11 protein-coding genes are annotated in these 11,605 nt (G+C 42.7%); 6 read left to right on the top strand and 5 right to left on the bottom strand.

The window, feature by feature from the left end:
* Nucleotides 1–212 precede the first annotated feature (212 nt).
* Complete coding sequence (locus tag AC1DXF_RS27440) at nt 213–494, bottom strand: hypothetical protein (protein ID WP_477451882.1); 282 nt, start codon at nt 492–494, stop codon at nt 213–215.
* A 52-nt stretch (nt 495–546) separates the two neighbouring features.
* On the bottom strand, nt 547–984 hold the full coding sequence (locus tag AC1DXF_RS27445; protein ID WP_477451883.1) for an RrF2 family transcriptional regulator: 438 nt from the start codon (nt 982–984) through the stop codon (nt 547–549).
* 137 nt (nt 985–1,121) lie between these two features.
* On the opposite strand from AC1DXF_RS27445, the gene hmpA reads away from it, so the two are divergent.
* A complete protein-coding gene (gene hmpA / locus AC1DXF_RS27450; RefSeq protein WP_477451884.1) occupies nt 1,122–2,333 on the top strand; it encodes an NO-inducible flavohemoprotein in 1,212 nt (403 codons plus the stop codon).
* A gap of 150 nt (nt 2,334–2,483) precedes the next feature.
* On the opposite strand, the gene AC1DXF_RS27455 is transcribed toward hmpA, so the two are convergent.
* A complete protein-coding gene (locus AC1DXF_RS27455; protein WP_477451885.1) occupies nt 2,484–3,707 on the bottom strand; it encodes an MFS transporter in 1,224 nt (407 codons plus the stop codon).
* Between the two features lie 264 nt (nt 3,708–3,971).
* Entirely contained in the window at nt 3,972–5,414 is a 1,443-nt protein-coding gene (locus tag AC1DXF_RS27460; protein WP_477451886.1) for an aminotransferase-like domain-containing protein, read from the bottom strand.
* A gap of 93 nt (nt 5,415–5,507) precedes the next feature.
* Between AC1DXF_RS27460 and AC1DXF_RS27465 the strand changes: the two genes are divergently transcribed.
* From AC1DXF_RS27465 to AC1DXF_RS27480, 4 genes are all read left to right on the top strand, one after another.
* Nucleotides 5,508–5,966, top strand: coding sequence for a GNAT family N-acetyltransferase (locus AC1DXF_RS27465; RefSeq protein ID WP_477405180.1), 459 nt, complete (start codon nt 5,508–5,510; stop codon nt 5,964–5,966).
* Nucleotides 5,967–6,128: 162 nt separating this feature from the next.
* Nucleotides 6,129–6,362, top strand: a complete 234-nt coding sequence (locus AC1DXF_RS27470) for a hypothetical protein (protein WP_477451887.1) — start codon at nt 6,129–6,131, stop codon at nt 6,360–6,362.
* Between the two features lie 148 nt (nt 6,363–6,510).
* Nucleotides 6,511–7,710: an aminotransferase class V-fold PLP-dependent enzyme gene (locus tag AC1DXF_RS27475; RefSeq protein ID WP_477451888.1), complete on the top strand. Its 1,200-nt coding sequence runs from the start codon at nt 6,511–6,513 to the stop codon at nt 7,708–7,710.
* A gap of 121 nt (nt 7,711–7,831) precedes the next feature.
* Nucleotides 7,832–9,643 (top strand): LTA synthase family protein, encoded by a 1,812-nt coding sequence (locus tag AC1DXF_RS27480; RefSeq protein ID WP_477451889.1) that lies wholly within the window; start codon nt 7,832–7,834, stop codon nt 9,641–9,643.
* A gap of 20 nt (nt 9,644–9,663) precedes the next feature.
* Here AC1DXF_RS27480 and AC1DXF_RS27485 read toward each other — a convergent pair whose 3' ends face one another.
* The gene (locus AC1DXF_RS27485; RefSeq protein WP_477451890.1) at nt 9,664–10,518 is read right to left on the bottom strand and encodes a LysR family transcriptional regulator; all 855 of its coding nucleotides are present in this window, start codon (nt 10,516–10,518) and stop codon (nt 9,664–9,666) included.
* An 87-nt stretch (nt 10,519–10,605) separates the two neighbouring features.
* Between AC1DXF_RS27485 and AC1DXF_RS27490 the strand changes: the two genes are divergently transcribed.
* Entirely contained in the window at nt 10,606–11,577 is a 972-nt protein-coding gene (locus AC1DXF_RS27490) for an alpha/beta fold hydrolase (protein ID WP_477451891.1), read from the top strand.
* Nucleotides 11,578–11,605: the final 28 nt, after the last annotated feature.

The raw sequence follows: 11,605 nt of genomic DNA on the forward strand, positions 1-11,605 counted from the left end.
ACGCCTGACGTATCATATAGTGGTTTGATAATAAAACAGTAAGCCGGCCACCCAGGACCTCTATTTTTTTCGTCCCTCAGGGTCTCTCCAAAGGAGGACCCTGAGGGACAATGCAGATCGAATTTGCATAGTTTAATACTTAGCAAGCGCCTCAGGGTCCCTTTTCAAGGAGACCCTGAGGGGACAGAAAATTGCCAATCTTATAGCTGATGTCAAATAAATAGATAACTGTTCTTTTTTGAAAATGCAGAAATATCATGAATGTTATTTGCAATAACTTCTGATAAATCAGCCCCACACCACGGGCAAAAATTTATACTTCTTTGCGCAATGGAAAAGCTTTTGTCTTTGTGATCTCTATAATCAAGGTTTCTTGATTGTAAAAAAAACCTATAGGTATCCTGATATTCAACCGAAATAATAGAGAATCCCTTATTACCCGCCTCATTTAATAATTCTGTGAAAATATCACAGCAAAAAACTTTAGTCAGCATATATAATTATTTTATGATTATAGCTGTTTGCGGCTGCAGTTTAACATTTCCCCTATTTTTTCAATGACAATAAACCATCAATCAGCTCGGTATTAAACTCGCCTATGGTGGTTGTATTTAATAAAATGTGTATCCGGTCCCTGATATCTTTAAACTCGTTGTGCAAAGGGCAAGGGTTTACTTCCGAGCACTGTTTAAGCCCTAAAGCACAACCATAAAACAAGCTATCGCCATCAACAGCCTCTACAATATCACTTAATGGCCGACTTAACGAGGGGGTGGCTATAAAAAAACCACCATGAGGACCTTTAAACGAACTGATGAGCCCCTTTCTGCTTAAATCCTGTAATATTTTAGCAAGGTATAACTCGGGCGAATCGATACCGGTTGCAATATCCTTTATACTAACCCTACCCCCTGCAGCTGTTTTATGAGCTATATAGAACACCGCCCTTATAGCATACTCGCATGTTTTTGAAAAAATTGCCATCCTGTGAAGCAAAGATAAGAATTAATAAAAGATATTTTTGTCTTTTATTAATTAAAGCTTAGATTTGCCCCGTTGAACAACCGGACATCTTAAACAAGTATTCATATTTAAGATAAAAAGGTATTAATATATTTATTATGACAAACGATCAAAAAGCGCTCATCCTTGCCACCGTTCCGATTTTGAAAGAACATGGCGTATTGCTAACCACTCATTTTTATGGCAGGATGTTTAAACACAACCCCGAATTAAAAAATATGTTTAACATGGGAAACCAGCAAACAGGTAAACAACAAACCGCCCTGGCTATGGCTGTACTTGCTTATGCAGAAAACATTGCCAATCCATCTGTACTGTTACCTGTGGTTGACAGGATTGGCCAAAAACATGTCAGTTTAGATATCCGCCCGGAGCATTATGCCATAGTTGGCAAGCACCTGCTGGCATCTATCAGCGAGGTTTTAGGCGATGCCGCTACCCCCGAAATTTTAGAAGCCTGGAAAGTAGCTTATAACCAGTTAGCCGCATTAATGAGCGGCCATGAGGCAAACTTATACCAGGACCAGGTTTTAAAACCAAACGGCTGGACAGGCTGGCGCTTATTTAAAGTGGGGAAGAGAGAAATGGAATCGGCAGAAATATGTTCCTTTTACTTATACCCTGCCGATGGCGGGAAAGTTCCGCACCACAAACCGGGTCAGTACATCAGTATCAAGCTCTTTCTTCCGCAGCTAAACATAACCCAGGTACGCCAATACAGCATTTCAAGTGCGCCGAATAATGATTATTACCGTATTTCTGTTAAACGGGAAGCAGGTATAAACGTTGATGTTAATGGCATGATAAGCAATTTACTGCATGACGAAATTACCGAAGGAAAACAGGTGGAGCTTACCTCGCCGGCAGGCAATTTTACCCTGCCCGATAATTTAGATACGCCGGTAATGTTTATTAGTGGTGGAGTTGGCTTAACTCCTTTAATGAGCATGGTGCAGCACTTAACCCAAAAGGGAACAAAACAGCCCATCACCTGGCTTCATGGCTGCCGTAACGAATCGGTACATGCTTTTAAAGACAATATCAATGAGCTGGCAATTAACAATTCAAATTTTAACCAGCATATTTTTTATGATGCACCATCGCCCAAAAACATAGCCGAAGATATACATGACGGGTATTTGGATATAAACAGGATTGAAGATCTGCAGCACCATCCCCAAACCCGTTATTATTTGTGCGGGCCATCGTTTTTTATTCAGAAACAGTTTAATGACCTGAGGGAATCAGGAATAAATGCCGACAAGATATTTTTTGAAGAATTTGGGCCACAACTATTACAGTTAAATTAAATTCCATTTTCTTATATCGTCTAAAAATAAAAAACAGACCGTTAATCTTTCGAACTATACCGCCGGTTGATCAATTTGTAACGGTGCCGGTAGTTGTGTAAGCGGGTAATAATCCTGGTACGATGAGGGAACAGAATTCAACTCGCTCGCTTATACTCCTTCGCTCAGCAACTCCTTCTTCATTTTTAAGATCAGCATTACTATAACCGATAGCATTATCAGTACAAAATAACTGTAACCCAGGTTATGTTCATCTTTAGCGGGCAGCAGAAAAACAATGCCATAACTAAAAAACGATACGATAACATAATTTATCCCGCCCGAAAGTCCGCTGGCTATACCGGCGTTTTTGGGGAAGCGGCTTAAGCAATAGGTAAAAAAGTTATTAAAAGTATATCCTGCCGCTATATGGATTATAAAAGCGAAAAATATAATGGTGTATAAATTGGCTATATACCTCATGCTTATCAGCATTACTATTACAAATATTACCTGCAGGGTAAGGTTAACCACCATACGGTTAAAAAACGGTTTGTTGATGGTGGCTTTACCGATAAGCCCCCCTATAAGCCAGGCTATGCCCAATACCAACGAACTATAGCCGGCCACAACCGGCGACAGATGCAAAGTATGCTCGATGATAAAAGGGCCTGTCATGTTATAGATCATCACCATACAGTACGCAAGTCCCAACATAATAAGACCGAGGGTAAAACTGGTAGTTTTGATCATGTCCGCATAAATGCTACCGATCTTTTTGATATGGAATGCCGAAAAGTTTTTCAAAGTTTCACCGCTGAAGATCAGCTCCAAAACCACGAATACTGCAGCAAATATGGCCAGGAGGTAAAAGTTTGATTTCCACCCGTAACCGGTTTGCAGGTATCCGCCAACAAAAGGCGCTACAATTGGCCCGGTAGACCAGATGATGGAAAACATGCTAAGGTAATGCTTCAGCTTTTCGCCCGAAAACAGATCGATAAAATAAGCGCGCTTGGAAACAATTACGCCAGCTACGGTAATACCGTGTACTATCCGCATGAGGTATATTACATAAATATTGGTTGAGGTAGCTATAACAATACTGGCAACAGCAAAAAGCACCAGGCACACCAGGCTTATATTGTACCGGCCAAAACTATCCAGTACGCTGCCAATAAATAGTTGTGTAACGCCATAGCTTATTAAAAACAAAGTTAAAGTAAGCTGCACCTGGATACTGCTCACATGCAATTCGGCAGCCATGGTTGGTAACGACGGAATGTATATATCAGTTGCAAAGCCCGAAAGTGGTATTAATGCAAAAGCCAGTAAATTGGCAATACCCTGGTGCCTTTGCTTAATTGTTTTTGGCACAGAAAGCGTTGAGTACATATTAATAAAATTTACCGACCGGCTGGAAAGAACTATCCAAAGCTCTTTTTTCTGGTCAATTATTAAATAAGCCGCAAAGATACCCCGTTTGTGTAAGCGGTTATATATTTACCGTTTTTATGATCTTTTGACGACAGTTGAAACTGGGCTAGTATTAAGTCAACAGTACTGAGTCGTAAGTCTAAAGTTATTTTTTTGACTTAGAACTTAGGACTTTAGGCTAAAGACTATCCGTCAATTTATCGTTGACACGACGTTAGTGTTTCATCCCAATTGTCTTATCAAATCTCCTAAAACTTTAAAGCTATTTTCCACCACGGCATCAAAGGTTAAACCAAAACTAATGCGGATAAAATTGGTGAAGCGGGCATCGGTACTAAAAATTTGTCCGGGAGCAATGCTGATGTTTTGGGCAATGGCAAGCTGGTAAAGCTCAAATGCATCAATGTTTTTATCTAACTCAATCCACAGGGCATAGCCGCCCTGGGGCTGACTTATTTTGGTGCCTGACGGAAAATGAGTAGCAATGGCCTGGGTATAACGCAGGCTTTGGGTGTACAATGTTTTACGCAGGTTCCGCATATGCAAATCATACCGGCCTGTTTCAAAAAAATGAGCAACAGCGGCCTGGGTTGGCGTGGCCGAGCTGATGGTATGCATCATTTTGATATTAATAACCTGCTCTTTAAACCTGCCCGGTATGCACCAGCCTACCCGGTAGCCCGGCGCAATTGATTTGGAAACTGATGAGCATAACAGCACCCAGCCTTCGGTATCATAACTTTTACAGGTACGCGGGCGGCTTTTGCCAAAATAAATTTCGCCGTAAATATCATCCTCAATCAAAGGGATCTGCCTTTCTGTTATTAATTTAACCAATCGCTGTTTACTATCATCGGGCATGCAGCTGCCTACCGGGTTACTAAAGTTGGTTACAAACAGGCATACTTTAATATCCACTTTATCCATAGCCTCGGCCAGGTAATCAATATCAATACCCGTATCAGGATTAACCGGAATCTCCAGCACCTTCAGATCAAGGCTGAGCATTATATTAAAGATCCCGAAAAAGGTAGGGCTTTCAATAGCAACGGTATCGCCCGGTTTGGTAAGCGCCCGCAGGCAAAATATCAGGGCTTCAAGACAGCCCTGCGTGGTTACCACATCGTCTCCGGTAATGTTGCCGCCCCAGTTAAAAGCGTTTTTGGCCACATGGTTACGCAGTGAAATATTGCCCTGCAAATTTTCATAATTGATATTACCCGTCGGGCTTTTACGGATAGATTCCATCATAGATTTACTGAGCTTAGCCATAGGAATAAGGCTTAGCGGTGGCGATGAGCGCGACAAACGTATAACACTTTCCTCGCTCATGTTTTGGTAAACCATAGCTATCATCTGGGTAACTGTAGCCTGCTCAATCTTTTTCAGCGGAGGTTTGGTTTCGGGCGCTTTGGTTAATCTTGCCGGCGAAAACTTAACGTAATAGCCCGATTTTGGCCTGGCCTCTATCATGCCCATGTTTTCCAGTTCTACATAAGCTTTGTATGATGTACTGATGCTGATGCCCTGCTCAAGACTTAATGCCCTTACCGACGGCAGCTTATCACCGGGTTTTAACAGGTTCTGTTTTATCTGCGTTTCAATACGGGCAGCTATCTGCGCATATAAAAAATCATCATTAACCATGGTAATCAATTTCTCCATTTTAAAATCTGTTATGGCCAAAATTAACAAATCTGAATCTGTTTTGCTATACGCAGATGCTTTTACTTTGTAATGATCAAAATTTATTAAAAAATGGAACTTCAATTAATTGATTATCAGCCAAAGTATCAGTCGTACTTTGAAAAATTCAACAAAGCATGGCTCGAAGAATTTTTCGTGGTTGAAGCACTGGACAAATGGGTTTTAGAAAACCCCGACGAAGCCATGTTAAAACAAGGTGGCAAAATTTATTTTGCAGCAGCAGGCGATACTATTATTGGTACCGTAGGATTGCGCTTTATTGAGGATGGCGTTTATGAGCTCACCAAAATGGCAGTTGATAAGGCTTATCATGGTGGCGGCGCCGGTCAGTTTTTATGCCAGTCGGGTATTGACAAAGCCAGGGAGATGGGTGTTAAAAAACTCATCCTGTTTTCGAGCCGCATACTAAAAAACGCTATTCACATTTATCACAAATTAGGCTTTACAGAAATCCCGGTTACGCCAGGCACTTATGGCCGCGCCGATATTATGATGGAGATAAATTTTTAGCGATAACATACTTTTAGTCCCCTCAGGGTCTCTCGAAGAAGACCCTGAGGCAGCACTCAGGTTGAACAAGCAAGGTTTACATTTAGCAGGCGCCCTCAGGGTCCCTTTTCAAGGAGACCCTGAGGGGACAGCGATAACTATTACATATCAAACTAAAACACGATGCAACTTAGCCCTATAAGCGAACAGGAAATACAGCAACTACGAGCCGAAACCAAAGGAACATCCCAAAAAATACATTTCAACAACGCGGGGTCGTCTTTAAACCCCGATGTAGTGGTAGAAACTGTTATTAGTTACCTGCGCGAAGAAGCAACCCTCGGCGGCTATGAAATTGAAGATAAATACAAACGCGAATTAAATAATACTTATGAACTGATAGCCAAACTCATTTAGTCCCCTCAGGGTCTCTCGAAGAGGACCCTGAGGCAGCACGCAGGTTGAACAAGCAAGATTTACACTTAGCAGGCGCCCTCAGGGTCCCTTTTCAAGGAGACCCTGAGGGGACAGTAATAACATACTTTACACACCAAACTAAAACACGATGCAACTTAGCCCAATAAGCGAACAGGAAATACAGCAACTACGAGCCGAAACCAAAGGAACCGCCGAGAGGATCCACTTTAATAATGCGGGAGCATCCTTACCGCCCGATGTGGTGGTTGAAACGGTTGTTAATTACTTACATGAAGAGGCAATTTACGGCGGCTACGAAACCGAATATAAATACAAGGACCAATTAGATTATACCTATGAGCTGATAGCCCGGCTCATTAACGCCGATGCAGACGAAATTGCCCTTGTTGAAAATGCCAGCACAGCATGGGGAATAGCTTTTAACGGGATAGACTTCAAGCCCGGCGATGAGATCATTACCTGCGAAATGGAATATGTAACCAATATCATCGGTTTTTTAAATGCTCAAAAAAAGTTGGGTGTAAGCCTCAAAATAATACCCAACGATGCACAGGGCAATTTTCCGCTGGATGTTTTTGAACAGGCTATATCGTCCAAAACCAAACTCATCGCCATGACACAGATCCCCTCAACCGCAGGTGGCATGATCCCGGTTGTGGAGATTGGGAAAATAGCCGGCAGGCACAACGTTTTATATTTGGTTGATGCCTGCCAAAGTGCCGGGCAAATCCCTTTAAACGTGGAGGAGATTGGCTGCGATATGTTAGCAGTAACCGGGCGCAAATACCTGCGGGCGCCAAGGGGAACCGGCTTTTTGTTTGTACGTAAACAGGTACAAGATAAACTGAATACCCTGTTTATGGATGGTTTTAGCGCCCCATCGGTTAGCCTTGATAATTTTCAGCTAAGAAACGATGCCCGGCGTTTTGAATTGTATGAAAAGAACCGCGCCCTTACCCTTGGACTGGGTAAAGCGGTGGACTATGCCTTAAACATCGGCGTGGACAGGATTTGGGAGCGTATACAATACTTAGCCACCCTGTTGCGCCGTGAACTGGCCACGATTGATGGCATTACCGTTCATGATTTTGGTGCGCAGCAATGCGGTATTGTTACTTTTTCGGTAAAAGGATTGGAGAGCGCGTTCGTAAAAAATAAACTGGCCGATAAAAACATCAATGTATCTGTTGGCAAAGCTATATCTACCCTTATTTATATGGATAAAAATCAGTTGCCAAGCAACGTAAGGGCATCGGTGCATTATTATAACACAGAGGCGGAGATACAGATACTTTGTACCGAACTAAAAAGCATGCTTGTCAGCTAAAGTCCATATTATGTTTACCTTACATTAAAGGCTTCTTAACATCAGGTTTAAATAGTTATTTTTGAACCCGATGTTAAGGAGCCTTTTCAGTTTTTGCCGATTTTTTATTTTCTGGATCATCGTGGCTATTGTTACCAGGGTGTTGTTCGAAATATATTTCCACAGCAAGCTCAGCGGCGCAAGTTTTTCAGAAATTGTGCAAACTTTTCAATACGGCCTGTTGATGGATGCCTCGGTCGCAGCGTATATCAGTTCTATTCCGTTACTTGTATTTTGTGTTAGCTGGTTTACCAAAAGGCACATCGGCAGTAAATGGCTCAGGTTTTATGTTTACCTGGCTGTGGTTATCATCGCTATTGTCACGGTTGTTAACCTCAACATTTTCCGCGAGTGGGGTACCAAGGTAAATTTCAGGGCGTTTGATGTTTTTTTTAATGCGCCGTCCGAGGCGTTTGCCGCATCCAGTTCGTCGCCCCTGCTTTTAACTTTTGTATTGTTTGTGGCGCTCATGGCAGGCGGAATTTTTTTATCAAAATACATTATCGACTTTGATTTTAAAAAGCCAAAAGCGCCGCTGATTATCAAGCCTGTTATAGGGGTTTTATTGCTGGGTATAAATCTGATCATTATCCGTGGCGGCCTACAGGTAGCACCTATAGCTCAAAGCAATGCCTACTTCTCGCCCAAACCCATCCTTAACCAGTGCGCATTAAATACCGAATGGAACCTGATTCAGAATGTGGCAGAGAACCTTCAATCACCAGGAAACCCATATGTGTTTATGCCTGCCGAAAAGGCCGCGGCGATGGTTGACAGCATGTATGCCGTAAAAACGGACAGCACATTACATATCCTGAATACCAACCGTCCCAACGTAGTAATTTTTCAACTGGAAAGTTTTACAGCTGATTTAATTGAATCATTAGGCGGCGAAAAAGGTGATGCACCCAACTTTGAAGATTTTATAAAACAAGGCGTTTTGTTTGATAGCGTATACGCCGCCAGCGACCGTACCGATAAAGGCATTGTAGCCATTATGAGCGCTTTCCCGTCGCAGGCCACGCGCACCATTATTATTGATAACGAAAGGCAGGAACGCCTGCCGGCACTATCCAATGTTTTTGCCGACCAGGGGTACCATACCTCATACTTTTACGGCGGCGAAAGCGAGTTCATGAACTTTAAGGCCTACCTGTTAAGCCACAAAATAACCGACCTGGTAGATAAAAGAGATTTTGAAGCCAAAGAAATGAACTCCAAATGGGGCGCGCACGACGATATTTTGTTCAAACGGAATATCAGCTACCTCAACAAGGTACAAAAGCCGTTTTTTAGCTATGTTCAAACGCTAAGCAACCACGAGCCCTTTGAGCTTCCAGTTCCACCGCATTTCCCCGGCGATGATATGGGCAACAAATTCAGGAGTACCGCCTACTATACCGATGCCAGCCTGAAACAATATTTTGATGCCGCAAAAAAACAAAGCTGGTACAAAAATACTCTGTTCATTTTAGTGGCCGATCATGGGCACCGCTTACCGCTGGATAAATCGGAACCTTACGAGCCACGTAAATACCACATCCCCGTATTGTTTTTCGGCGATGCCATTAAACCCGAGTACCGCGGCCTGAGGGTAAAAAAGCTAGGTAACCAAACAGATATCGCCGCAACCCTGCTGGCACCATTAAACCTGCCACATCAGCAATTCAAATGGTCGAAGGATTTACTGAACCCCTATAGCCGGGATTTCGCATTTTTTGACTGGGATAACGGCATGGGCTTTATGCTGCCCGAACAGTCAGTAAGTTATGATAATGCCGGCCAAACGATTAGCTATATCCAAAACAAGAACGCACCAAAAGCTTATACTGACAAAACGTTGGATTATGCCAAGGCTTTTATGCAGCAGGTGTTTACGGATTATTTGAAGTAGATAAACGAATTTTATAACGATCAATACATCCCCATAAACGCCTTTAACGCCCTTGATTGCGGTACATCTCTTCGGGTTATCAGTACGGTGGCCATAGTACCAATTTCCTTATTCATGGCAAAGGTATTTATTTTGCGGTTGCTGTAATACTGGCTAATCACTTCTTCCGGTAATATGCTGACGCCAAGGCCGGCTTCTACAAAGTTGATAATGCCTTCGATGGAGTTAACCACAATGCTTTTATAGCGGATGATGCCTTTTGAACCAAGCCACGATTCTAACCTCGACCTAAAAATACAGCCCTGGTCAAATACCACAATTTTTAAGGGACTAACGGCAATGGCGTCGTCAATTTTTTTGATGCTGGCCGGCGCTAAAATAACCAGTTGTTCTTCTTTAATCATCACCTGCTCCAACTCGGGGATGTTAACCGGCGCAGGCACGAAAGCTGCATCCAGTTTATAGTTCATAACATCGCTGATAAGGCTGCCCGCCATACCCGATCTGAACTCCAGCTCAACCTCCGGATAGGTATCTGCAAAATGGTTTATGATCCCGGGAGCTTTGAGTGCCATGGTAGTTTCAATACAACCTATTTTAATGTGCCCTTTAACCTGGTCGGCATTTTGGATGTCTTTTTTGGCCTCCTCAATCAAGTGGCCTACCTGTTTGCTGTACTGCATCAAAGTTTGGCCGGCGGCTGTCAATTCAACCTTACGCGATGTTCGGGTAAAAAGCTCAGTGCCAAATTCTTCTTCCAAACTTTTAATGCGTGCCGTTACGTTTGATTGCACCGTAAACATCGATTCGGCGGCTTTGGTAAAACTGCCATTGGCCGCCACGGCTTCAAATATTTTAAGATCGTTGGTATTCATAAATCACAAAACATGATAATACAAATCATTATAAATCGTTTTTGACAATCAAATGTAAGGGTTAGTTTTGAATAAGCAAAACAGCAAATGAAAAACATAACAAAAACAACACTTTCACTATTAACAGTAATCAGCCTGGCAGGTAGCCAATCGCAAGCTTCAGCTGTTAAACGTTCACAACCAAATAACAACACCATGGAAACCACTCAAATTCATTACCGCAACATTAAAGCTAACGGCCTGAATATATTTTACCGCGAAGCCGGGCCAAAAGATGCCCCTGTAATTTTATTGCTGCACGGCTACCCAACATCATCACATATGTTCAGGAACCTGATACCGATACTTAGCGAAAAATACCACGTAATAGCCCCCGATTTGCCTGGCTTTGGCTACTCAGACGCACCCGACCATACGCGGTTTGCCTACACATTTGATAACCTGGCCAACACCATGCAGGCTTTTATAGACGAACTTAGCCTTAAACATTTTGCACTATACATATTTGATTATGGTGCGCCAACCGGATTAAGGCTGGCAATGGCCAATCCAGAAAAAATCACGGGCATCATATCGCAAAACGGCAACGCCTATGTTGAGGGCCTGGGCGACTCGTGGAGCCCTATTCAACGGTACTGGAAACAAGATTCAAAAGCGAACAGGGATGCTTTGCGGGATTTTGTTAACCTAAAAATAACCTGGTTCCAGTACCACGAAGGTGTAGCCGATCCATCGTTGATAGCCCCGGAAAGTTACACGTTAGACCAGCATTTTTTAGATCGCCCCGGAAATGTGGAGATTCAATTGGATTTGATGAAAGATTATAAAACCAATGTAGAACTATACCCCAAATTTCAGGCTTATTTCAGGCAATACAAACCCAAATTGCTGGCCGTTTGGGGCAACAAAGACCCCTTCTTTTTACCAGCGGGGGCCGAAGCTTACAAACGCGATAACCCTAACGCTACCGTTAAATTTTATAATACAGGGCACTTTGCATTAGAAACCCATGTTAATGAAATTGGCGGCGATATTTTAAATTTTATGGCGGGGCTTTAAGCTAAAAAAGCACAGCCGCACCAACAGA

The organism is Mucilaginibacter sp. P2_A5 (assembly GCF_056404995.1).